The following is a 23498-nucleotide window of genomic DNA, read 5'->3' as shown; positions in this document are numbered from 1 at the left end:
ATTCCGTTTCTATTTTATGTATTTCTAACCGACACCTCTTGCTTCTTCAAGAGAAGAGGATGAAACATCAGCACTTATTAGCTTTTTAGGTTTGAAATAATGGCCAAAAACCAATTAAATGGTGATGAGTTCTATAACTAAAGTCTAAAATGACTTTATTGTCGTAGCCTTTTAAAGGCATCAATTCTATATAATTCTAATATTGATCATTACGCCAATGGAAATAGACCAATGATTCCTCTATCGAATTAAACAGCCTATGAAAAGTTACATTGTGCTCAGTCCAATATTTGGTATTAGAATTGTTCCATCTTCTTTCCAAAACTTAGGACTTTTTCTATTTAATTTTTTGCTTGGAATAACATCTAATAAACTCCCTTGTAATTTAAATAGCTAAAGAAAAGTTTCCATTGTTCACTCTATCTAGTTTCTAGACGGCAAGAAAGCTTCAAATATCAAAGCCTTCTCATTGCGAATCGATTCCACGATAAAAATTGCCTTAAAAGGATAATACTGACACAATATAAGATTAAAATAATAAAATAATCCCCTAAAGAAAAAGAAAGTAATTAAAAACTAAGCAATATCTGTCACAATTAAAATAAAATTGCAAAATGGTGGCTATTAAAATGGTGGCTATTTATAAATTCTTTAAAGGATTTTCTATGTTTAAATGTTAAGGTAAATTTATTTCGAAAGCGAAAATTTTTGTTATTCTTAAAAATTGTTTTAATGATCAGCGCTCTGTCAATAACAATTAAATCCGTTGGATTGCCAGAAAAAACACCATTTCTATCCAAAGCAATATTGAACATAATTCAGAAAAACCCAAATACTATATACACCTAACTATAAGAAATATGAAACCACCTTTACTACAGCGTTAGGAAAACTATTTTCTCAGTTAAATGATATGGGTCGCAAAATAGTTTTTGCAACTCTCGTGGCTTATAAATTAAAGCCTTATGGCGTCTGATCACCCCCACCTTCTTCCCATTCTCTCCAGACAGACTTAGCATGCTCATCTTTAGTTTGCTCAGATTATTTCAGGGTAACCTACGAATTATATCGATTGCTGCATCCGATTGCTCCAATAAAAATAATATTTGTCGGTTGGAACAGCGGAATCATCGAAAATCATGTGCAAATTTTTACTAAATATACAGGAATCCCTTTACTTCTTGATCCTACTATCGGCCTCATAGCAAAAGCTACTTTTAATCAAGTTGCCTCAGGGCATAAAATTCCATCCGCTGAAATGATAAATTTCTATTCAAGAAATGATATCGACACGTTTTTTCATACCGTCATTGGAAGTCTAAACACTGACAGATATAAACCATCAGATCTTCTCTATTACTTTGAAAATTATCAATCTTTTCTTAATTCTACTGATAATAGAAACTATTGGGCAACCCCACAAACAACTTCTCTAAGTATCCAATCTAAGGAATTGGATCAATACGGTCCTTACGCTTATTACATATCCCCTTTGAATTATGCGTCCCAAACAATGCTGAAACAACCTCCCGCAGAAGGGTGGAAGTCTGAATATTCTGCACTCAATCGCTAGTTTAAAAGCTAAAAGCGCGATATTAATAAAAAATTTTAATCACTCTTTTTTAATAAAAACTAGCAGTACGGCAATGGGTTATCAACTTATATCACCGACTTTTCAATTAAGCCCAGGAACTTACTTTCTTATTTTAAATGGTCTCGTTTTAAATGGAGGAATTCGCATAGGTATCGCTCAAATGCAATGTGACAAAGTACTTAAAAACCAAACCCCTAGATGTAATGAACAGAAATTTATCTCATTGTACGGTTACATAGATAAGCAATTTTCTAAAAAGTCCAAAATTATATTTATCCCTATAGTAATTGTCCCATACCTTAGATATTCGCTTAATATTGTTAAATTTAACCTTAAAACCTCAATCTTCTCTATGAAAAATAAAATACATCACTCTAAAAAAAGTCAAATAGACTCGTGCAACCTACTAAGTTAAATGGTTAAATTTTGTTCGTCAGAAAAAAAGAATTCACTTCAATTTAAGAGAAATATGTTTCTTTTCTAAGTTATTTTTTAAAAAGTTCTAGATAATAGAAAAAACATACATTATACTTTGAAAAAGCTTCAAATTTAGACAAACATAAATTATGTGCGGTATCGTAGGGATCATATCTCTTAACAACGTCTCACTTAATTCGGATCTCTTAATCGAGAAAATGAAGAATGCTTTGCTCCATAGAGGACCAGATGGTGAAGGAACTTGGTATTCATCCGACCGTCGTGTGTTTTTGGGTCATAGACGACTTTCAATCATCGATTTGACGAATCATGCTGCACAACCTATGCTCAGTTATGATGGTCGTTATGTATTGACTTATAATGGTGAGATTTATAACTATATAGAACTTCGTAAAAAATGTGAAAAAAGAAAAAGTATTTTTAATTCTAATTCCGACACTGAAGTTATTCTCGAATGCTTTCGTCATTGGGGACACAATGCTTTTTCTTTATTTATTGGAATGTGGTCCTTAGCACTATATGATTTGATCGAAAAAAAAATTATTTTATCGAGAGATCGATTTGCTATAAAGCCACTTTATTACGGAATTGTTCAAGATAATTTATTTTTTGCCTCCGAACCCAAAGCTTTAAGAGTCGCTCATTCAAGATTTAATGAAATTGATGATGTATCCGTCCAACTTTTTATTGAAAATGCCTTTTTAGAAAGAAAAGATTGGACGTTTTTTAAATACATTAAACGATTTCCCCATGCACATTACAGTATTATCGATCTAAATAAACCGCTTCGAAAATTAAATTTTATTCGCTATTGGACGGCTCCCTCTAAAACCATCAAAAAAATCTCCTTAGGCGATGCAGCATTAAATTTGCGTCATCTTATTATTCAAAGTATTAAACTTCATATGCGAAGTGACGTTCAGATAGGTTCTTGTCTGAGTGGCGGTATCGATTCTTCAACAATTGTCTCTGTTGTTAGCAGATTGCAAAAAGGGAAACCCCTTCAAACTTTTACTATCTATTATCCGAATCATACCCACCTTAATGAGTCTCATTGGGCAAAAAGAGTTGTTGAATTATCTGGAGCTATAGCAATATATGTCGAGCCCACCTATGAATCTTTTCAAAATGAATTATCTAAGTTAATTTCTATTCAAGATGAGCCTTTTGGAAGTATCAGCATTTTTGCTCAATATACAATTTTTAAACAAATTTCCACTTCCCAAATAAAAGTAATTTTGGATGGTCAAGGACCAGATGAAATGCTTGCAGGTTATCTAGGCTGTCTACCTATTTATCTAAATTCTTTACTGAATAAAGGAAATTATATTCTTTACCGCCAAGAATTGCGAGCAGCAAAAAAGAGAATGAATATCTCTCTTGAGAAAAAATCATTCTCTAATTTTGTTAAATATTATCTAAAGACTAAATGCAATAATTTATTAAATCCAAATTTATCTATAAATTCTAAAAGCGAATTTGTTGATGAGTATGAATGCAGATTATTTCAACTTAACCAGCCCCAAGGGGATTTTGAGGAACAACTCAAAGATTTGGTTTGTGATTCAAACTTACCACAACTGCTCCGCTATGAGGATAGGAATTCCATGGCATTTTCTATAGAATCTCGCGTTCCTTTTATTTCCAAAGACATCGTTGAATTTTGTTTATCCCTTCCTGTATCGCTTAGAATAAATAAAGGCTACACTAAAGCTGTTTTACGCGAAGCTATAAAAGGCATAGTCCCAGAGGATGTTAGACTGCGAGTAGATAAATTAGGTTTTCCTGCTCCGGAAGTCGATTGGCTAAAGAAAACATTCCAAATAAATATATCATCCCCAGGCAGTCGAGAATGGAGAGAAATTATTACTTCAAAATGGAAACAATATGTCTTGAATATGATATAGACTAATCAGAGAAAGGAATAGAATGACAATTAATCAAGCCTTAGAAGCACTGAAAAGTAAAATAGACAGCATCATTATGTTCACCTGGTCTAATTGGCATACGGAAATGCGAAGTAATCGTTATCATTATTCAAAGCGCTTATCGACCATAGCCCCTGTAATCTTTATTCAAGCTGATCTTGATAAACCGGCTTATAAGTTTGAAAAAACTGAACTATCTAATGTCACCTTATTGCATATATATAACGAATATGGTTCGATCCAAAATCAATTACTTACCAAAGCATTAAAAGAAAAAAATATAAATTGGCCTCTCGCCTGGATTTATAATTGCAATTTTTGGGAATTTATCCATTCAACTTATTTTCCTTTTGTAGTCTATCACGCTACTGAAGCTTTTTATTCCTATGATGGTCCCATAACTTTTCAGAAGGAAACATCCTTATATAATCTCGACCAACTAGCATTAAAAGCAACCGATTTATTAATCTGTGTATCACAAGGTATTCAAGAAAGCTACCATACTAACGGTAACTATACAGGTTCCTCTATTGTTATAAACAATGGTTGTGATTATCAATTTTATTCCTTATTTGCCCGAAAAAATATTCCAACACAAGAAAATATAGCTTTCTATCAGGGTAATATTTTTAACAAACTTGATTACAATTTACTCAATCAACTCGTAAAGAGAATGAAGGATTGGAAATTTGTATTTTGTGGAAAAGTCGTTTTTGAAAATGATCAAGGTTGGAAAAATCTCATGGCTCATGAAAATGTAAAATATTTAGGATTAATGCAGCTCGAACAACTTAGAGAAATAGCTTATCGATCAACAGTGGGGATTATTCCATTCGTGCAAAAAAACTTTATCAAAGTATCTTTCCCTCTAAAAACATACGAATATTTAGCTAGTGGCTTACCAGTGGTAAGCACACCGATTGATAATTTAATAAAAGAAGACAAAGAAAAAGTTATTCATTTTGCATCCAATGTAGACGACTTTGAGAAGGCAATTCGTCAAGCTAGTAAAGAGCGTTTTGACAAGGACCTACTTGAAAAACGACTTTCAACTGCAAAAAGAACATCCTATGATAAACGATTTAAGCTGTGTGTTAATGCAATTGTACAGGGCCTGAAAGAGATAAAAATCAATCCTAAAACGATTGAAGACAAAAAATTAAATATATTAATTTTCTATTACCCCAATTTAAAGGGCCTTGAAAACATAAAAAATTATACTAAATTTATAAAACACAATGTTTATTTTCTTTCGAGTCAATTCATAGCTCAATCCATTATTCAAGAACCAGAGAGCCTTAATTTCTTTGATGGATTAGTTATTGATTTCTCAGCAATTCTTTCTAACCACTCCCTGACTATTTTCATGGAATATGCAAAGTCGCTTCAAAATTATCGCGGCTTCAAAATTCTTTGCCTCCGTGAGCAAACATCACATTTTCAACCAAATTTAGAAGAGCTTATTAGACCCCATGTGAATATTCTCTCTACCAAGAAAAATAAATCAATAAGATTCATTAAAAAATCCCCAATTGGGGAAATAAATCTTGGCACTTATAATAATCTAACAAATTATTTCCTTGCGCTTTCAACTATGTTCAACACAAATGTTCCTGCGAGAAGAATCTCTAAACCAGAAACAATTTATGCTCATATTACAGATCTCTATCCCAGAATAAACAAAAAATTTTTTAGAAAAAAAATATATATCCCAGGAATCATTAAAGAAATCTCTCTACTCAGCTATCCAATCGATAAACAAAACAATGGAAAAATAAAAATTTTAAAATTAATAATAAAAAGACAAATTTTAAAAATGGTCCAATATCAATTTGTTTCTAAGTTATTAAGGGTAATTAAGCGAATTTTTCCCGATCGTTATAATAATCTAAAAAAATTCATAAAAACGCGGTTCGTTTTGGATTAAGGTGTATTTCTTGAAAAATAGTCAAGTAAGTTTTAAAGAGATAATCAGTATTATCAGATTAATACATTATTCATCCGCCCATAAACATCCTCAAACCGCACAATATCGTCTTCTCCTAAATAATCGCCACTTTGCACCTCAATCATTAATAAGGGTTGGTCACTGAGATTGCTGAATCGATGTTTGGTTTCTTTTTCGATATAAGTAGATTGATTAGGAAATAAACGAAAGTGATCTTCACCATTAACAACTTCGGCTTCGCCGCTGACCACAACCCAATGCTCGGAACGACAATGATGTAACTGCAAGGAAAGTGCTGCGCGAGGATTAACCACTAAATATTTTACCTGATATCCCACGCCCGAAGCTAATTTTTCGTAATACCCCCACGGACGATAAATTCGCCTATGCTCAGTAGCAACAGAATCTTGTTGCAACTTCATCTGTTCTACAGCAGCTTTTACTTCTTGGGCATGATCTTTATCAATCACCAAAATAGCATCGGGAGTACTTACAATCACTTGATCCTTCACACCAATGACAACTACTCGCCTGCCTTCAGAACTAACTAAACAATTCTGGCATTTGCTCATCAGCACATTGCCATATTGGACATTACCCTCAGCATCAGGCTTTCCTGTTTCCCCCACCGATGACCAACAGCCAAGATCATTCCATTGAGTGCAAAGCGGCAACATAACTGCCTTATTGGTTTTCTCCATAAGCTCATAATCAATAGAGCCTTCTCGACAGGAATTAAAATTTTTACTCACTCGAAAAAATTCAGATTGTTTCTTTGCAACTCGAAAAGCCTTTTGAGTTTCAATAAAAATATCATTGGCTAAATTTTCTAATTCAGTTAAGTACGTTTGAGCTTTAAATAAAAACATGCCGCTATTCCAATAAAATCCTCCTTGGGAAATGAATTTTTTTGATTTTTGAAATGAGGGCTTTTCAATAAAGCGACTCACCCGAAATCCGGTTGCGAACGGGTCTCCTTTTTCGATATATCCATAACAGGTTTTAGGCGAATGGGGTTTAACACCAAATATAACAAGATGATTTTTTTTAGCTAAGTGAAGCGCTGTTTCTACTGTGCTTTTAAAAGCAACGTGATCACTTAAGTAATGATCGGAAGGTAATACGAGTAAGGTAGTATTAGGGTCTATATACTTGCAGGCATATTGAGCAGCTAAAGCAAGGGCTGGAGCTGTATTTTTTGGATAAGGCTCTAAAATGTAATGAACATTCGTAAAACCAATAGCCTCCAATTGATCCCGACATAAAAAATAATAATTTTCGTTTGTAACTACGATTAAATCCGAAATGCCAGAAACATATCGGGCTCTTTCCGCCGTTTTTTGCAGCAAGGATAGATCATCAAATAACTTACAAAATTGTTTTGGATAGCTTTCCCGAGAGACAGGCCACAATCGGCTCCCAATACCCCCAGCTAATAAAACAGGTATGATTTGCTTTTCCAAGTGTGTGCCTCCAGCAGGAGCTTAGGCCAAGTAATACGATCAGAAATGGGGTGGACGATGGGACTCGAACCCACGACACAACCGGAATCACAATCCGGGGCTCTACCAACTGAGCTACGCCCACCATTAAGTCATTTACTTCGTACCACAATTAATTATTTTTGTACCCGGAGTACTAGTACTACTTCTGCCTTCAGTCCTCTGAAACGCGCCCGGCAGGATTCGAACCTGCTACCCTCGGCTTAGAAGGCCGATGCTCTATCCGAGTGAGCTACGGGCGCATACCGTTAGTTATAATCATGTAACTACACTCGAGGATCAAGTTTAAGTTAGAAATCAAACTCAAACAAAAAAAATCACTACGATCTGAATCGGGGTAGAGGGATTTGAACCCCCGACATCCTGCTCCCAAAGCAGGCGCGCTACCAGACTGCGCTATACCCCGCGGTCTTAAGAAAGAAAAACATGATACTGTCGATGTTAAAATGCGTCAACAGAGATTCCTTGCTAAAAAAGACCTTATGGCAGAAAACCTTGCATAGACAATCCATCGAACGCAAGACTTCTTTCCTATAAGGAATATCTGTTATTATACAGCAACTGAAAACCAAAGGGATACCTAATGAGTGACCTCCAGCGCCTTATCAAAGAGGCTTATCACAACAAAGACGAATTCACCAGCAACACTACTACTCCGAACAAAATTCGTGAAACTGTACATCAAACTATTGAACTGCTGGATCGGGGAGAAATTCGTATTGCTGAAAAACGTAATGAGCAATGGAGGACCAATGAATGGGTTAAAATGGCCATTTTACTTTATTTTAAAATCGAGCCTCTCAAAACCTTTAAAGGAGGTTACGCTTCTTTCTATGACAAAATCCCTTTAAAGAATGATCACCAAGCGGAATTCAGCGGACAAGGGATCCGCATTGTTCCCCATGCAATTGTACGGAAAGGCGCTTATTTAGCCCGGAATACAGTACTTATGCCAAGTTATATCAATATTGGTGCCTATGTCGATTCAGGAAGCTTGATTGACACCTGGGCCACCGTGGGTTCTTGCGCGCAAATTGGAAAAAATGTTCACCTTTCTGGCGGTGCTGGCATCGGTGGCGTTCTTGAACCTTTACAGGCACATCCTACTATTATTGAAGATGACTGTTTCATTGGTGCGCGCTCTGAAATTGTAGAGGGGGTTATTATTGAAAAAGGTGCCGTTATTTCCATGGGTATGTTCATCGGCCAAAGTACTCCTATTTATAATCGACTCACTAAACAAATTACTTACGGACGAATTCCTTCCGGTTCTGTAGTTATATCGGGGAGCCTTCCTTCTCCAGAAGGAAATTACAACCGATACAGCGCCATCATCATTAAACAGGTGGATGAAAAAACTCGAAACAAAATTTCCCTAAATGAACTTTTACGCGAAAATTAATATGAGCGACACACTAAAACTTTTAAAACAACTCATCGAACGTCCTTCTATCACTCCCCATGACGCTGGTTGCCAAGACATTTTAATTGAGCACTTAACCTCCACAGGATTTCAATACGAACGTTTACCCTTTGCAGAAGTCAGCAATCTATGGGCTTGGCACGGTAAAAGCTCACCGCTCATTATTTTTGCAGGCCACACTGATGTTGTCCCGCCCGGAGATGAAACACAATGGATGTCTCCCCCCTTCGTTCCTACAGAAAAAAACGGATATCTTTATGGCCGAGGAGCTGCTGACATGAAAAGCGGGTTAGCCGCTATGGTCGTTGCCGCCCAAAAATTTGTTAAGCAATACCCCGATCATAACGGTACAATCGGATTCATCATTACCAGTGATGAAGAAGGCCCAGCAAAAAATGGAACGCGCAAGATAGTGGAACATTTACAAAAAAAGAATATAAAAATGGATTATTGTATCGTGGGTGAAGCCAGCAGCAATAAAGCCTTGGGCGATGCCATTAAAATCGGCCGGCGGGGATCACTTCACGGTTACCTCACTATTTTCGGCAAGCAAGGCCATATCGCCTACCCAAATTTAGCTGATAATCCCATTCATCGCTGTTTTCAAGCATTTGATGTTTTAGCAAAAACGACTTGGGATCAAGGAAATGATTATTTTACCCCTACTTCGTTGCAGTTTTATCATATTGAAGCAGATGGGGGGGGCGCTAATATCATTCCAGCAAAATTAAAAGCCAAATTTAATTTTCGTTTCTCCCCTATCCATTCTCCAGAAATACTTCAAAAAAAATTCGAAACGATTCTCGACCAACAACAGCTTAAATATGAGATCCAGTGGAACCTCTCCAGCCAACCTTTTTTTAGCGGGAATGGCAAATTAGCAGAGATCACCCGTGAAACCATTAAAGAAATTTGCCAGCGTGAGACTGAATCCAATACATATGGTGGAACTTCCGATGGCCAATTTCTGGCTGCTGCTGGTTGTGAAGTCGTTGAACTAGGGGCCTGTCAATAAAACCGCTCACCACGTTAATGAGAATACTGCCATTGCAGGTCTTGATAATCTTTCTGAGATATATTTCCAGATCCTTCGGCAAGCCCTTTCTTAATACTATTTTAAAATCAAATAGTTATACTACCTTTTGGGCAAATTGTGCGGAATTTCCGGAAGTAGGCTTTCTCAGCTCACCCCACTTCGCAAAAAGGGGCCCCTAGAACGCGTACCACACTACCGAAAACTAGATGAGTCCACGGGGCTAACTTATTGCACTTATCGGCATTCTAGTTTAATCTGGATCACTTTCGCGTTATTGTGGGGATAACTGAGAATAGGATTTCTAGAACGTGACAGGAGAGGTGCTCGAGTGGTTGAAGAGGCACGACTGGAAATCGTGTGTGCGCTAACCCGTACCCGAGGGTTCGAATCCCTCCCTCTCCGACATCTGGCTAGTCGTACACTAAGGATGGAGAACCCATCTACGGCCAATCTTGCCGCACAGATGGACGTTTGGAATATGATACGATACGTATGCTAAGTTCGGTGGCCACCGAGGTCCCTCCTCGCGACAAATTGCCGTAAACCCCGCCAGGCCCGGAAGGGAGCAACGGTAACCGGTGGATTTGGGTGCCGGGTGTGGCTTTTGTGGCTGCTTTTTTAGGAATGGATCGATGGTTCATCAAGTCTTAGCACGAAAATGGCGTCCTCGATGCTTTCAAGAAGTGATCGGTCAAGCGCCGGTTATTCAGGCCCTAAGTAACGCTCTTAATCAACAATATCTCCATCACGCTTATCTATTCACCGGCACCCGGGGCGTAGGTAAAACGACTCTAGGGCGACTGCTCGCTAAATGTCTTAATTGTGAAAAAGGTATTACCGCTAATCCCTGCAATATCTGTGGAAGTTGTAAAGAAATCGATTCCGGTCGATTCCCCGATCTTTTTGAAGTAGATGCAGCCTCTCGCACCAAAGTAGAAGATACGCGGGAGCTGCTGGATAACATTCAATATACGCCAATGAAAGGCCGGTTTAAAGTATATCTAATTGACGAAGTGCACATGCTTTCGGGTCATAGTTTTAACGCCTTGTTAAAAACTCTGGAAGAACCGCCTAGCCATGTTAAATTCATCCTTGCCACTACAGAGTATCATAAATTACCCATAACCATCTTATCCCGCTGCTTGCAGTTTCACCTCACCCCGCTCTTACCGGCCCAAATTACCACTCATTGTGAAAGCATCTTAGAAGAAGAGAATATTGAATTTGAAAAGGCAGCACTCGATCTATTAGCTCAAGCTGCTAATGGAAGCGTTCGCGACGCTTTGAGTCTTTTAGATCAAGGGATAGCTTACGGGAATGGGAAGGTCCTTACAGCTGATATGAAGACTATGCTCGGAATCATTGAACCGACTTTATTGTTTAATATCCTAGAGGCCCTTACCCACAAAGAGGGAAATGATCTGCTGAGCTGTATCAACAAACTGTCACAACAGGGAGCGGATTTTTCTAATGCTCTTAGCGAATTATTGGGCTTACTTCACCAAATTGCAGTTATTCAAGCGGTTCCTGACGCCCAAATTGAAAACGATAATGAACGACTGCGCCAGCTAGCGAACCTCCTTCACGGCGAAGATGTGCAGCTCTTCTATCAAATTGGCCTATTAGGGCAACGAGATTTACCCTATTCTCCGAGTCCACAAATGGGATTTGAAATGACGCTATTACGAATGCTTGCCTTTTACCCTGAATCGACGTCGCCAGAAATTAAAAATAAACCTTCTCAGAAAACGGCTAGCTCAACGCACTCTTCTTCATCATCTGAAGAAATTCAATGGTATCAACTACTACCTCAATTAAATTTGACAGGCGCTGCTCTTGCTTTAGCACAACAATGCAGTCTCAACCGAAAAACTGAAACGCATTTGCATTTAACTTTAAATCCCAAACAAAAACCCTTGCTGCAAGAAAAACAGGTCCAAAGAATCTCGGAAGCAGTAAGCAAATATTTTAATCGATCTATCAGTGTGAAAATTGATGTCAGCGAAAATTCCGGAGAAACACCCTCTGCCATCGCTGAAAAAGTAGCTCAAAATCGCCAGATGGAAGCGGAAAAAAGAATTTTGAATGATCATCAGGTTCAGCGGATAATGCAAACTTTCAACGCGACTGTGGTAAAGGAAAGCATTATTCCGCATGAAGAAAAAGCATAAAAGGCGGGACGAAAAATGATAACTATCCAAATTAAGTGGGTATTTCAATGGCAACATTACCAGAAACCGATAATCGCCTAACTGGCAAACATAAAAAACAGCATTATGGACATGCAGCAACAGATGCAGTCTACCTATTCCAATCTAGCTGATATGAAATTAGTCGGTGAATCGCACAAAAAAACAGTTCGGATTACAATGACGGCAACTTATAATTTTGAAGATATTGAATTTGACGAGCGCGCATTACAAGGCGGGGTTAAGGAATTTAAATGGCATATTCGCGAAGCCTGGAAAAATTTGAGCGAAGCTATTCAAAAAACCACCCAATCTAAGACAATTGAACCTCTTCAAAATATGCATATACCTGATCATATTAGCAATATTTCCATAGAAGAAGGTAGAGAAGGAGAAGATGGTCGACAAGAAGCCCTTACGGACGGTTCTACCAACTAAGAGAGAGATCTTTGTTTAGCCCACTCATAAAACAGCTTATAACTTCGCTTCAAAGCTTACCCAGCGTGGGGCCCAAATCTGCACAACGGATGGCTTTTCATCTTCTTGCAAAATCCAGACGAGCCAAGGGATTGGCTTTAGCCGAATCTCTACAATCCGCTATTAGCCAAGTTGGAGAGTGTCAATTATGCCGGATTTACACTGAACAAGATGTATGTGACATTTGTGGTAATCCAAAACGTAATCCGACTCTCTTATGCGTGGTAGAAAGTCCAGCCGACGTAGCTGCCCTCGAGCAAACTCAGATCTATTCAGGTCGTTATTTTGTGCTTCAAGGACGTCTTTCTCCCTTAGATGGCATAGGGCCTTACGAAATTGGAATTCCTATTCTCATTGAACGCTTGCGGAACGAAACCATCACAGAACTCATTATCGCTACCAATGCAACCATGGAAGGAAAAGCAACAGCACATTATATTGCAAATCACATAGATCAGACTAAAATAAAGTGTTCGCGCATTGCCCATGGCGTGCCAATTGGTGGTGAATTGGAATACCTCGACGGTGGTACATTAAGTTACGCGTTCCATTCCAGAGTACCTATTGAAAATTACAATTAAATTGAAGAGGTGGCAATGATTGGTGGCAAATTTAATCTCGGTGATTTGATGAAAAATTCAAAAAAAATTCAGGAGATGATGCAGAAAGCGCAGGAGAAATTATCAAAAATTGAAGTTACCGGTGAATCGGGTGCTGGCATGGTTCAAGTAACCCTTACAGCTCAACATGAAGTCATCAACCTCATTCTCTCTAACGAACTTCTAAAAGAATCAAAAGAAGTTATTGAAGATCTCATCAAAGCCGCTTTAAACCACGCCAATCAAAAAGTTATTAAAATTACCCAAGAAAAAGTAATGTCTGCAGCTAGCCTCTTTGGTAGCGACTTTGGTAGCAAGGAAGAAAGCGAAAAATAATTTCGTATTCCGTAATTGCTGAATTTTATCCCTCTTCTGTGCTACTTTTTAGCACAATCGGTAATTCTCCTTGTTTCGGATCATTTACTTTTTTAGCTTTTGGCCACGCATTTAATACTGCTTTCACCAACGTAGCTAAGGGAATAGCAAAAAATACACTCCAGAATCCCCAAATACCGCCAAAAACCAGAACTGATAAAATAATTATAATTGGATGTAGATCCATAGCTTCTGAAAAGAAAAGTGGTACCAATAAATTTCCATCTAAAGTGATAATTACAGCATAAACAATCATTAAATAAGCAAAATGCGCGGATAAGCCCCATTGCATTAAACCCACAATACCAATAGGAATAGTAACGATCGCTGCGCCAATATAGGGCACAATCACAGACAACCCTAATAGCACCCCTAATAAAAAGGCGTATTTCAGTCCTAATAACGCAAAAGCGATAACCGAAACAAAGCTAACAATAATTACTTCAACCACCCGCCCCCGAACATAAGCACCGATTTTTTCATTCATTTCCTGCCAGACAATTCGAATAAGTCCACGTCGCTCTGGTAAAAAACAGCTGAGCCAAATACTAATAGCTTTCCCATCTTTTAAAAAGAAAAATACGAGTAAAGGCACTAATAAAAAATAAAGAATAATCTCAATAATGCCAGGGATCGAAGCTAGGGAAAAGGATAAAATAAATTGTCCAATTCGGGCTGATTGCTGATGTAAATAAACAGCAAAGTTGGTTAGCGGATCCGTCGGAAACAATTTGGGATAGTGGTGCATGAACTCAGTCATCCACGCTTGGCCTTTAGTAATAGCCCGAGGAAATTCATGCACCATGCTAACAAGCTGTTTCCACATTAATGGCAGCAAACCAAAAAGAGCAAGTACAAAAAGACCTAAGAAAAAGAGATAGACTAGCGTAACCGCAAGCCAGTGGGGAACCCGCCATTGTTCCAACCACCGCACCGGTGAAGCAAAGAGATAAGCAAGCACCACACTTATCACTACTGGCAATAAAAATTTCCCAAAAAATTCAATTAATAAAAAACCAAAGACTAAGGTGAAAAACAGGGCCAATGCTTCTGGGTCCGAAAAATGACGAACAAACCAATTAGAAATACCTTGCAAAATGGGATTTTTACTATTATGCATCAACTTCAATATCTCTTATACTTTCAATCATCATCATTGCTGCGTTTACAGCCTCAGTCCCTTTATTACCTCGCTCTCCGCCTGCACGGGCAAAAGCTTGTTCTTTATTTTGCGTGGTCAAAACACCAAAAATAACGGGTATTTCATATTCTAAGGCTACTTGTTGACATCCCAAGCTTACTTGCTGACAGACGTAATCATAATGATTAGTCTCTCCTCGGATGACTGCGCCTAAGCAAACAATGGCATCATAACGTTTAGTTTTTGCTACTCGTTTTGCCATTAATGGAATTTCCACCGCCCCCGGCACCCAAACCGTTTTAATCTGATTTTCTTTAACATCCAACTCCGCTAAACGAGCCAGAGCTCCAGTTAATAATTTCTCCATCACTGGTTGATTAAATTGACTAACCACAATAGCGAATTTAAGTTGACGTGTCATTAATCGGCTCCGCTGTTAAATTTAACAAGTGACCCAATTTTTCTCGTTTTGCTTTTAAATAACGAATATTATCGCCTATTGGGACTGCTTCTAAAGCTACCCGTTCTAAAACTTCGATTCCATAACGCCTTAAACCTGCAACTTTGTTAGGGTTATTGGTTAATAAACAAACTTTTCGCACTCCCAAAACCCGCAATATTTGCGCTGCCAACCCATAATCCCGCAAATCTGCTGCAAAACCAAGGTGATGATTCGCTTCTACCGTATCCAAGCCTTTTTCTTGCAAAGCATAGGCTTTTATTTTATTCCCTAAACCAATGCCACGACCCTCTTGGCGTAGATAAAGTAAAATTCCTCCACGATTAGAGATTTCATCTAACGCGGCTTCCAATTGCCAACCGCAATCGCAGCGGGAAGAGCCAAACACATCGCCTGTTAGGCATTCCGAGTGAACACGTACCAGACAGGATTTATCACTTGACTTTTTCTGACTAATTAAAGCCACGTGTTCTAAATTATCAATCCAACTACGAAAAGTTTTAATTGTAAATTTACCTTGATTTTTAAGTGGCAACGTGGAAGCAGAAATTTCATCAATCAAAATTTCATGATTGATGCGATAAGTAATCAAATCATGAATACTGACAAGCGGAATCTGATGGCGTTCGGCAAGGTGTTGTAAATCGGGCAAACGCGCCATACTACCATCTTCACTCAACACCTCACATAAAACAGCGGCTGGCTTCAATCCTGCCAAACGACACAAATCGACACTTCCTTCAGTATGCCCCGGCCGGGCTAAAACCCCTGCATCTTTCGCTTTCAAGGGAAAAATATGGCCGGGCATAACAATATCGTCAGGCCCGCTTTTCTCATCAATCGCGATACGAATTGTGCGAGCTCGATCCTGAGCTGAGATTCCTGTTGTGACATCATAAGCTCCTTCAATAGATACCCCAAAAGGAGTTTGATAACATGATCGATTTCGAGCAGCCATCATAGGAATATTTAAACGTTCAAAATCGTTAGCCATCATTGCCAAACAAATTAAACCTCTTCCATATTGAGCCATAAAATTAATCTGGTCAGCCGTAACGTGTTCGGCAGCGACAATCAAATCGCCTTCGTTTTCTCGAGATTCATCATCAACCAGAATAATCATTCCGCCTTCACGCAAAGTCTTTAAAGCAGTTTCGATACTATCAAACGCTTTGTTCATTAGATATTATCTCCCGTGTTGTTTGAACAGTAATTTTTGCTATTAAATCAAATTCGACATTCACCTCGCGCCCTATTACCAAATCTTTTAAATTTGTTTTCTCTAACGTGTGAGGAATTAACATCACGAAAAAGACATCTTTCATTACATGGTTAATTGTTAAACTCACTCCATTTATTGCTACACTGCCTTTTTTTATCATATAAAGTTGAGATTCTTCTGAAATACCATTAAAAACCATTCGGGCGAATTTAGTCTCTTCTTCTTTAGATGTTAATATAATGGTTTGATCGACATGACCTGTGACAAAGTGGCCCCCCATTCGGTCCATTAATCGTAAAGCACGCTCCAAATTGACCCGATCGCCTATTTTATAAAAGCGTGCTGAGGTACGTGCTAAAGTTTCGGAAGATAATTCACAAATGAAACCGTTCAATTTCGCTTCGACAACGGTCACGCAAACGCCATCCACTGCAATGCTTTCTCCAGGCTGCAAATCCAGAAATTGCGTCTCAATATATACCACTGTCCGTTCCGGCAACATTTCAATAGACTGTATTGCTGCGCAATGGTCAACAAGACCCGTAAACATAATCTCCACTCACTACATTAAAACAGAATGGTATCTACAATCTACAATCACGACCAAAGGGCTTAATTATCGAAAGGAAATAATAAAGCTAGTAGTTTCCCCACTTTCTTCCATCCAGACTTTAACCGTCAGCTCTGGAATTCACTATCTGCCCTCCCAAACTGAGAGAAGCTTGCGGGCTCATTTTACAAAAAAAATCACAGCCATTAGGGACTTTCACCCCGCCCTGAAGGTCTTTTTTAGTAGTACAGTAACAAATCTGACCAGGAAGTCAACTATCGTTCTAAGCATTGCTTCAGCTAACGACCACGCTGACTGGATTTAGGGAGGGACTGAAATGAAACTCTCTAAATTTAATTCAAAACTTGATATCGCACACAACATCCTGCCCAATCTGACGCCATTGAATGCGATGCTCTTGAAAATCAAAAGGCAATTGAAAAGCAGAGGTAGCTTGATCACCCATAACTTTAGGGGCAACATAAATTAAAGCACGATGAATTAATCTTTTATGCAAAAAAGATTGAAAGCATCCCCCCCCTGCTTCCACCCAAAGATCGTGAACTCCATCCGCTCCAATCGTACTTAAAACTTGATTAAGGTCCAAACCTTCTTTGGTTCCAGTTACTCCGACACAACGGATATTTCTTTCAGCAAGGGCTTGTTTACGCTTCTTATTAGCAGGTTCTTTATGAAAAACAACTAACTTTTCTGCCGTCCGATGGATACAGGCATTTGACGGTAAGCGTAGATCAGAATCGAGAATATAAACCAGCTTTTTTATTGTCTCGTTGACAAGACGTACATTTAATTGAGGATCGTCCTGCAAAATTGTATTTATTGTCGTCAGCAACGCATCACTTTTTTTTCGAAATTCATGGGTGTAAAGTTTCAATTCTTCTCCAGTCAGAGCGAGAGGTTTGCCTTTAATCCCCGCAATTTTACCGTCCAAACTAAGTGCTAATTTGATGGTTATCCAAGATCGCTTGTTAGCCGTCCAATAGGAATAACTTTCATAAAAGGATTTAATTTCAGGTGTCTCCACCAAAAAACAATCAATTCCTGCTTGTTTTAGCACTTGAGCCCCTTTATTAAAAACATTCGGATTAGGATCAGCCAAGCTATAATAAACTGCTTTTATTCCAGTTTTGATAATCAAATCAGTACAGGGTGGTGTTTTTCCGTAATGGCAGCAGGGTTCCAAAGTAACATACAAATCTGCTCCTTTCGCATTTTCACCAGCAGAATTAATAGCTTCTACTTCCGCATGGGGAAGCCCGCTCCGCTTATGAAATCCTGTAGAAATAATTTTATTGTCTTTGACTAAAATAGCCCCTACTGCGGGATTTGGTGCACAAAATCCCCGCCGAATTTCAGCAAGCTCCAATGCCTGTTTTAAATAAACTTCAGGATTATTATTCATTAGCTTCTAAATAAACAAGAATTATCACTGAAAACAGCATCCAACCCTTTAGGTAAACAAACTTCGAGCAACATCTGCATCGTTAACAGTATAAACAAATAAATAGTAAGAGGCTTGTTTAATAGCTTTGATTCTTTCTGGATTTAATTTCTTATAATTTAGATGAATCAATACGCATTGATGCATTTCCAACAATACTTACCATTTCCTAGGGCAGGTATTAAAAATATAACCCAGCAAAAAATGATCGCCCTCTTTTCGCATTGCCTACAAACAAGCAGACGAAAAACTGGAAATTAAAGGTTTTAGAAAATAATCCGGCCAGTATAGGCTTTTAATCCCAAAGCAAGTTGTTTTACTAATTTCTCTGCGTCAGAAACAGTTGCTTTTAATTCAATATTAATTTCTAAATTTAATTCCGCTGCTTGTTGTATATATTCAATAAAGCTGGGTACACGCATGGACAAAATCCCTACTGAACCAACTGCCTGCGTCGAGCTCAGAAATATCTGCTTTCGTTAGCTTTCGTTAATTTAGTTACTAAACCCAAGCCATTTGTAGTCCACCAGCCAAGGGTCGTGCAAAATAATCGCCTGCTTATCTTTCGTCAAGCGCACATCAAATTCCACTAATTTTGCACCTAATTGCTTGGCAGCTCGAAGCGAAGATAATGTATTTTCAGATGTAACTAAAGGCACTCCCCGATAAGCAATTATTTTTGGTAAATTAAGCTGTAACAAAAAAATCCTCCTCTTACATATTACCAAAATCCTTGCTACTATTGGTGCACCTTTTTTCCGAGTTATTACAAGGATTTCATTTATGCCACAAGCAAGTAAGCGAAATCATCCCACGCACGAAGGCTTGATACGTTATGCCCGAATGCTCGGCTTTGGTGACATTCATACTAAAATTGATCCCGCGAGTGGACTCCAAACTATCATTGCTATTCACAGCACTAAACGGGGGCCCGCTATTGGTGGTTGTCGTTTCTACCATTACCCGTCGATAGGCTCAGCGTTAAAAGATGCTTTACGCTTATCCTATATGATGACCCTAAAAGCCGCTTTCAGCGATCTTCCTCACGGCGGAGCTAAGGCCGTCATTATGAAGCCCTCCATCACTTACAACCGAGAAGCACTTTTTCGTTCTTTTGGTGATTTTGTTCATGACATGAACGGACGATACATCACAGCCATGGATATCGGAACAACGACAAAGGATATGGATATCATAGCTGAGCGCACATCCGACGTAATCGGGGCTGCAGGAACCGATGAAATCCAAGGTGATCCCTCCCCTTTCACTTCGAAAGGCGTTTTTCGTGGATTACAAGCCGCCGTTAAATTTAAATGGAATAGTGATAATTTAGAGGGCTTACACATCGCTCTACAAGGTGCCGGCAAAACCGCTTACTATTTAGCCAAACTTTTGCACCAACAAGGGGCAACCTTCACTATCTGCGATCCTAAGTCCGAAGCGACCCAACCCTTTGTGGATGAATTTAAAGCCACAGTGGTCTCTCCCGAGAAAATTTACGACGTAAAATGCGATATTTTCTCGCCTGCTGCTATTGGCGGTGTCATTAATTTAAATACACTCAACCGAATTAAGGCCCCCATTATTGCAGGCCCAGCTAATAACCAACTTGCTCATCGAAAATATGGTGTTATTGCTCATCAACGCGGATTTCTCTACGTTCCCGATTACGTTATTAATGCCGGAGGATTAATTCAAGCAGCTTCAGTGCATGATTATCATACCGTAGATGTCGCTAACAAATTAATCGAAAAATTATACGACCGTCTTTTAGAATTATTTAACCGTTCCATTAAAGAAAACAAACCAACCACCGAAGTAGCCGATTTAATGGCTAAAGAAAAACTTGCTGCCGCGAATTCTCATTATCTGGAGACGGTATGACACCCCAAACGACCACTGTTGCCAACTTTGCCGTTCAATATTTACAGTTTCTCGATGCGAACAGTCACCCTACCCAGACTTTTCCTGAATTTGCAAATCCTGATACTCTGTTGTATCTTTACCGTCAGATGGCTCTCATTCGCCACTTCGATAACAAGGCCGTTAACCTTCAACGCACCGGAAAAATGGGCACCTACCCCTCTTCTCGAGGGCAAGAAGCAGTGGGAATTGGCATGGGAAATGCCATGCAAGCCGAAGATATTTTTTGCCCCTACTATCGGGATCAAGGAACCTACCTCGAACGAGGAATAAAATTATCAGAATTTTTAACTTATTGGGGAGGAGATGAGCGAGGTAGCAATTACTCTAATCCTAACGTTAAAGACGATTTTCCCAATTGTGTTCCTATTGCCGGGCAACTTTTGCACGCCGCTGGAGTTGCCTATGCTATTAAATATCGAAAACAACATCGTGCTGTAGTAACGATTTGTGGAGATGGCGGCACTTCTAAAGGCGATTTTTACGAAGCAATTAATCTAGCTGGATGCTGGCAATTGCCGGTGGTTTTTGTGGTCAATAATAATCAATGGGCTATTTCGGTAGGCCGTAATCAACAAACCAGTTGCCAAACTTTAGCCCAAAAAGCCATCGCCGGAGGGTTTGATGGATGGCAAGTAGACGGTAACGACGTCATTGCTGTCCGTTATTCTGTTTCTAAAGCTCTAGAAAAAGCACGGGTAGGAGGTGGCCCTACCTTAATTGAGGCCATCACTTATCGTTTGTGTGATCATACCACTGCCGATGATGCGAGCCGCTATACCCCTTCCGAAGAGCTAAAAATAGCTTGGAAACGCGAGCCTATTGCTCGGCTTGGCTATTATTTGGAATCTCAAGGACTGTGGTCGCGAGACCAAGAAACGAAATTGCAAACGGAATTAGCCAACGAAGTCGATCAAATCGTGAAGGAATTTTTAAATAGGCCACTACCTAAACCGACAGATATGTTTGACTATCTCTATGCGGAACTACCAAAATCGCTTAAAAAACAACGTCATGAGCTTATTGGAGAAGGGGAATGACCTATATTACATTGGTTGAAGCAGTCAATCAAGCGTTGGCCTATGAAATGACGAAGGACGATTCGGTTATTGTGCTAGGAGAAGACGTTGGTATCAATGGCGGGGTTTTCCGCGCTACCGTAGGATTGCTCGAAAAATTTGGACCGGAGCGAGTTTTAGATACGCCATTAGCTGAAAGTATGATCGCGGGGATTTCAATAGGAATGGCGGCTCAGGGCTTAAAACCTGTTGCCGAATTTCAATTTGAAGGATTTATTTATTCTGGTTTAGATCATATTTTGAGCCATGCATCGCGATTGCGGAATCGAACTCGAGGTCGATTACATTGTCCTATTGTTTATCGCGCTCCTTTTGGCGGCGGTATCCATGCTCCGGAGCACCATTCAGAAAGTATGGAAGCCCTGTTTGCTCACATTCCGGGATTAAGGGTCGTTATTCCTTCTTCTCCCGCTCGGGCTTACAGGCTGTTATTAGCTTCTATCCGCAACCCCGACCCTGTTCTTTTTTTAGAACCAAAGCGGATCTATCGTTTGGTAAAGCAAGAAGTCCCTGATGATGGGAAAGCGCTTCCCTTGGATCAATGTTTCATTTTGCGTGAAGGATCTGATGTCACCCTCATTACGTGGGGAGCCATGATCAAAGAGACTATGGAAGCGGCGAATCAACTGGCTCAACAAGGTATCGAAGCAGAGATAATCGATGTTGCCACCGTAAAACCGCTGGATATGGATACTATCTTGCATTCTATCGAAAAAACAGGGCGTTGCGTGATCATTCATGAAGCCCCATTAATCGGCGGAGTTGGAGCGGAAATTGCAGCAGGTATTGCGGAGCAAGGCTTACTCTCTTTATTGGCACCCATTAAGCGCGTAGCGGGATATGATACCATAATGCCCTATTTCCAATTAGAAAAAAAATACATGCCCAGCACCCACCGGATCGTTAAAGCGGTACAACCGTTGATGGAGTTTTCTTAATGAAATTTTTTAAATTACCAGACCTTGGAGAAGGCTTGCCTGATGCCATAATTCGTGAATGGTACGTGAAAGAAGGCGAGGAAGTGGCTGTGGATCAGTCGCTAGTCGCTATGGAAACTGCAAAAGCACTTGTAGACGTTCCTTCTCCCTTTGCCGGTAAAATTGAAAAATTATTTGGCAAGCCAGGAGATATCATCAAAACGGGTCACTCTTTAATCGGTTTTGAAGGAGAGGCTGAAGAAGTAACCTCTCAAGACGCTGGGACGGTCGTTGGCGCCATTGAAACCGGTGAAACTGTCTTAAAAGAAGCAGCTACGGGCATTACTGTTCAAAAATCCGAAGAAAGAAACGTTGTTAAAACAACGCCGGCGGTGCGAATGCTCGCTAAGCAGCTTGGAGTGGATCTTTCCACCATTAAACCTCAAGGGGAAATGATTACTACCGACGAAGTTAAGCAAGCCGCTCAATTACAGAAAACTTCTTCGAAAAGCACTCCAATCGAAGGAGGGCTTACCCCTTTATCCAATGTGCGGCGTGCAATGGTTCTCAGCATGAACCAATCCCATCGAGACGTCGTTCCTGTTAGCTTAGTGGATGACGCAGATATTCAGGCCTGGGAAGGTCAACAAGATATTACGATCCGGCTAATTCGAGCTATTCAAGAGGGCTGCAAAGAAGTTCCCATCATGAACGCTTATTTCGATGGCGAGGAAATGGGCTATCAAATAAAAGAAAATATCAATATCGGGATAGCAGTTGATACCCCCCATGGCTTATATATCCCTGTTTTAAAAGATGTTATTCATCGAAAGGATAACGAGTTACGCCAACAAGTAGATCGCTTTAAAGAGATGGCCCAAACCCGAAGCTTTCTTTCCGAAGACCTTCGTAGTGCCACAATTATGTTATCCAATTTTGGGACCTTTGCAGGGCGCTATGCAAATCCCATTTTACTGCCCCCCATGGTCACTGTCATTGGTGTCGGTCGCATAAGGAAACAAGTAATGCCTGAAAATGGCCAGCTCGCAATTCATCGAGTATTGCCACTCTCTGTAACTAGCGATCACCGATTGATTACAGGCGGAGAAATTGCGCGATTTTTAAAAGTATTAATCGATTCGCTAGAAAAAGCCTGATCTTAACTCAAGGCTTCAAAGTAGTAGTAGTCGAGAGCCTACATTTTGCAAACTACGGTAGAGTATTGTAAATTTACA

The 23498-nt window shown here is 39.4% G+C and carries 18 protein-coding genes, 4 tRNA genes, 1 other RNA gene, 3 pseudogenes and 1 riboswitch; of the genes and pseudogenes, 15 read left to right on the top strand and 11 right to left on the bottom strand.

All coding sequences use genetic code 11. The annotated features are described in order from the left end of the window. The first annotated feature begins 1141 nt into the window (after positions 1-1141). From CleRt_RS02415 to CleRt_RS02400, 3 genes are all read left to right on the top strand, one after another. Positions 1142-1573, top strand: coding sequence for a hypothetical protein (locus CleRt_RS02415; RefSeq protein ID WP_162198811.1), 432 nt, complete (start codon positions 1142-1144; stop codon positions 1571-1573). Between the two features lie 587 nt (positions 1574-2160). Next, positions 2161-3939 (top strand): asparagine synthase (glutamine-hydrolyzing), encoded by a 1779-nt coding sequence (gene asnB, locus CleRt_RS02405; RefSeq protein ID WP_082160410.1) that lies wholly within the window; start codon positions 2161-2163, stop codon positions 3937-3939. 22 nt (positions 3940-3961) lie between these two features. After that, entirely contained in the window at positions 3962-5887 is a 1926-nt protein-coding gene (locus CleRt_RS02400; RefSeq protein ID WP_048875054.1) for a glycosyltransferase, read from the top strand. A gap of 53 nt (positions 5888-5940) precedes the next feature. Here CleRt_RS02400 and CleRt_RS02395 read toward each other — a convergent pair whose 3' ends face one another. The 4 genes from CleRt_RS02395 to CleRt_RS02380 form a co-directional block, all read right to left on the bottom strand. Further along, positions 5941-7371: a mannose-1-phosphate guanylyltransferase/mannose-6-phosphate isomerase gene (locus CleRt_RS02395; RefSeq protein ID WP_048875053.1), complete on the bottom strand. Its 1431-nt coding sequence runs from the start codon at positions 7369-7371 to the stop codon at positions 5941-5943. 46 nt (positions 7372-7417) lie between these two features. Then, positions 7418-7495 (bottom strand) — tRNA-His (locus CleRt_RS02390). A gap of 83 nt (positions 7496-7578) precedes the next feature. After that, a tRNA-Arg gene (locus CleRt_RS02385) sits at positions 7579-7652 on the bottom strand. A gap of 90 nt (positions 7653-7742) precedes the next feature. After that, positions 7743-7816, bottom strand: a tRNA-Pro gene (locus CleRt_RS02380). A gap of 177 nt (positions 7817-7993) precedes the next feature. Between CleRt_RS02380 and dapD the strand changes: the two genes are divergently transcribed. The 8 genes and pseudogenes from dapD (at position 7994) to CleRt_RS02340 (ending at position 13470) form a co-directional block, all read left to right on the top strand. Further along, on the top strand, positions 7994-8812 hold the full coding sequence (gene dapD, locus CleRt_RS02375) for a 2,3,4,5-tetrahydropyridine-2,6-dicarboxylate N-succinyltransferase (RefSeq protein ID WP_048875052.1): 819 nt from the start codon (positions 7994-7996) through the stop codon (positions 8810-8812). Position 8813: 1 nt separating this feature from the next. Beyond that, positions 8814-9942, top strand: a pseudogene (dapE, locus tag CleRt_RS02370) (succinyl-diaminopimelate desuccinylase). A 241-nt stretch (positions 9943-10183) separates the two neighbouring features. Next, positions 10184-10271, top strand: a tRNA-Ser gene (locus CleRt_RS02365). A gap of 111 nt (positions 10272-10382) precedes the next feature. Continuing rightward, an RNA gene (gene ffs / locus CleRt_RS08815) (signal recognition particle sRNA small type) lies at positions 10383-10477 on the top strand. 24 nt (positions 10478-10501) lie between these two features. Beyond that, on the top strand, positions 10502-12040 hold the full coding sequence (gene dnaX / locus CleRt_RS02355; RefSeq protein ID WP_048875050.1) for a DNA polymerase III subunit gamma/tau: 1539 nt from the start codon (positions 10502-10504) through the stop codon (positions 12038-12040). Positions 12041-12087: 47 nt separating this feature from the next. Next, positions 12088-12496, top strand: a pseudogene (locus CleRt_RS02350) (YbaB/EbfC family nucleoid-associated protein). An 11-nt stretch (positions 12497-12507) separates the two neighbouring features. Beyond that, the gene (gene recR / locus CleRt_RS02345; protein ID WP_048875049.1) at positions 12508-13116 is read left to right on the top strand and encodes a recombination mediator RecR; all 609 of its coding nucleotides are present in this window, start codon (positions 12508-12510) and stop codon (positions 13114-13116) included. 15 nt (positions 13117-13131) lie between these two features. Further along, the gene (locus CleRt_RS02340; protein ID WP_048875048.1) at positions 13132-13470 is read left to right on the top strand and encodes a YbaB/EbfC family nucleoid-associated protein; all 339 of its coding nucleotides are present in this window, start codon (positions 13132-13134) and stop codon (positions 13468-13470) included. A 25-nt stretch (positions 13471-13495) separates the two neighbouring features. On the opposite strand, the gene CleRt_RS02335 is transcribed toward CleRt_RS02340, so the two are convergent. The 7 genes from CleRt_RS02335 to CleRt_RS11465 all read right to left on the bottom strand — a co-directional run bounded on the left by CleRt_RS02335 (position 13496) and on the right by CleRt_RS11465 (position 19045). Beyond that, positions 13496-14629, bottom strand: a complete 1134-nt coding sequence (locus CleRt_RS02335) for an AI-2E family transporter (protein WP_082160409.1) — start codon at positions 14627-14629, stop codon at positions 13496-13498. Next, on the bottom strand, positions 14622-15071 hold the full coding sequence (gene ribH / locus CleRt_RS02330; protein WP_048875047.1) for a 6,7-dimethyl-8-ribityllumazine synthase: 450 nt from the start codon (positions 15069-15071) through the stop codon (positions 14622-14624). The genes CleRt_RS02335 and ribH overlap by 8 nt, the downstream gene beginning before the upstream one ends. Then, complete coding sequence (gene ribB, locus CleRt_RS02325) at positions 15055-16290, bottom strand: 3,4-dihydroxy-2-butanone-4-phosphate synthase (protein WP_048875046.1); 1236 nt, start codon at positions 16288-16290, stop codon at positions 15055-15057. The genes ribH and ribB overlap by 17 nt, the downstream gene beginning before the upstream one ends. After that, positions 16274-16882 (bottom strand): riboflavin synthase, encoded by a 609-nt coding sequence (locus CleRt_RS02320; RefSeq protein WP_048875045.1) that lies wholly within the window; start codon positions 16880-16882, stop codon positions 16274-16276. The genes ribB and CleRt_RS02320 overlap by 17 nt, the downstream gene beginning before the upstream one ends. 98 nt (positions 16883-16980) lie before the next feature. Further along, a riboswitch (FMN riboswitch) is annotated at positions 16981-17120 on the bottom strand. A 120-nt stretch (positions 17121-17240) separates the two neighbouring features. Then, complete coding sequence (gene ribD / locus CleRt_RS02315) at positions 17241-18305, bottom strand: bifunctional diaminohydroxyphosphoribosylaminopyrimidine deaminase/5-amino-6-(5-phosphoribosylamino)uracil reductase RibD (protein ID WP_048875044.1); 1065 nt, start codon at positions 18303-18305, stop codon at positions 17241-17243. A gap of 305 nt (positions 18306-18610) precedes the next feature. Beyond that, on the bottom strand, positions 18611-18766 hold the full coding sequence (locus CleRt_RS11470) for a hypothetical protein (RefSeq protein WP_235379166.1): 156 nt from the start codon (positions 18764-18766) through the stop codon (positions 18611-18613). Positions 18767-18838: 72 nt separating this feature from the next. After that, positions 18839-19045, bottom strand: coding sequence for a glycerophosphodiester phosphodiesterase (locus CleRt_RS11465; RefSeq protein WP_235379165.1), 207 nt, complete (start codon positions 19043-19045; stop codon positions 18839-18841). 78 nt (positions 19046-19123) lie between these two features. On the opposite strand from CleRt_RS11465, the pseudogene CleRt_RS02305 reads away from it, so the two are divergent. The 4 genes and pseudogenes from CleRt_RS02305 (at position 19124) to CleRt_RS02290 (ending at position 23420) form a co-directional block, all read left to right on the top strand. Then, positions 19124-20228 (top strand): annotated as a pseudogene (locus CleRt_RS02305) (Leu/Phe/Val dehydrogenase). Further along, positions 20225-21307, top strand: a complete 1083-nt coding sequence (pdhA, locus tag CleRt_RS02300; protein ID WP_048875042.1) for a pyruvate dehydrogenase (acetyl-transferring) E1 component subunit alpha — start codon at positions 20225-20227, stop codon at positions 21305-21307. The pseudogene CleRt_RS02305 and the gene pdhA overlap by 4 nt, the downstream one beginning before the upstream one ends. After that, complete coding sequence (locus tag CleRt_RS02295; protein ID WP_048875041.1) at positions 21304-22284, top strand: alpha-ketoacid dehydrogenase subunit beta; 981 nt, start codon at positions 21304-21306, stop codon at positions 22282-22284. Before pdhA ends, CleRt_RS02295 begins: the two co-directional genes overlap by 4 nt. Next, complete coding sequence (locus CleRt_RS02290; protein ID WP_048875040.1) at positions 22284-23420, top strand: dihydrolipoamide acetyltransferase family protein; 1137 nt, start codon at positions 22284-22286, stop codon at positions 23418-23420. The genes CleRt_RS02295 and CleRt_RS02290 overlap by 1 nt, the downstream gene beginning before the upstream one ends. Positions 23421-23498 lie beyond the last annotated feature (78 nt).

The organism is Candidatus Coxiella mudrowiae, assembly GCA_001077715.1.
Classification (GTDB): domain Bacteria; phylum Pseudomonadota; class Gammaproteobacteria; order Coxiellales; family Coxiellaceae; genus Coxiella; species Coxiella mudrowiae.
Note: the sequence above shows the minus strand (reverse complement) of the source record. Positions and strands in the feature narration are given on the sequence as shown.

What these genes read in the sequence shown, in the direction of transcription:
- asnB (WP_082160410.1), top strand. Translation starts at nt 2,161, where the DNA reads ATGTGCGGTATCGTAGGGATCATATCTCTTAACAACGTCTCACTTAAT.
- CleRt_RS02400 (WP_048875054.1), top strand. Translation starts at nt 3,962, where the DNA reads ATGACAATTAATCAAGCCTTAGAAGCACTGAAAAGTAAAATAGACAGC.
- dapD (WP_048875052.1), top strand. Translation starts at nt 7,994, where the DNA reads ATGAGTGACCTCCAGCGCCTTATCAAAGAGGCTTATCACAACAAAGAC.
- dnaX (WP_048875050.1), top strand. Translation starts at nt 10,502, where the DNA reads ATGGTTCATCAAGTCTTAGCACGAAAATGGCGTCCTCGATGCTTTCAA.
- CleRt_RS02340 (WP_048875048.1), top strand. Translation starts at nt 13,132, where the DNA reads ATGATTGGTGGCAAATTTAATCTCGGTGATTTGATGAAAAATTCAAAA.
- CleRt_RS02335 (WP_082160409.1), bottom strand. Translation starts at nt 14,629, where the DNA reads ATGCATAATAGTAAAAATCCCATTTTGCAAGGTATTTCTAATTGGTTT.
- ribH (WP_048875047.1), bottom strand. Translation starts at nt 15,071, where the DNA reads ATGACACGTCAACTTAAATTCGCTATTGTGGTTAGTCAATTTAATCAA.
- ribB (WP_048875046.1), bottom strand. Translation starts at nt 16,290, where the DNA reads ATGAACAAAGCGTTTGATAGTATCGAAACTGCTTTAAAGACTTTGCGT.
- CleRt_RS02320 (WP_048875045.1), bottom strand. Translation starts at nt 16,882, where the DNA reads ATGTTTACGGGTCTTGTTGACCATTGCGCAGCAATACAGTCTATTGAA.
- ribD (WP_048875044.1), bottom strand. Translation starts at nt 18,305, where the DNA reads ATGAATAATAATCCTGAAGTTTATTTAAAACAGGCATTGGAGCTTGCT.
- CleRt_RS11470 (WP_235379166.1), bottom strand. Translation starts at nt 18,766, where the DNA reads ATGCGTGTACCCAGCTTTATTGAATATATACAACAAGCAGCGGAATTA.
- pdhA (WP_048875042.1), top strand. Translation starts at nt 20,225, where the DNA reads ATGACACCCCAAACGACCACTGTTGCCAACTTTGCCGTTCAATATTTA.
- CleRt_RS02295 (WP_048875041.1), top strand. Translation starts at nt 21,304, where the DNA reads ATGACCTATATTACATTGGTTGAAGCAGTCAATCAAGCGTTGGCCTAT.
- CleRt_RS02290 (WP_048875040.1), top strand. Translation starts at nt 22,284, where the DNA reads ATGAAATTTTTTAAATTACCAGACCTTGGAGAAGGCTTGCCTGATGCC.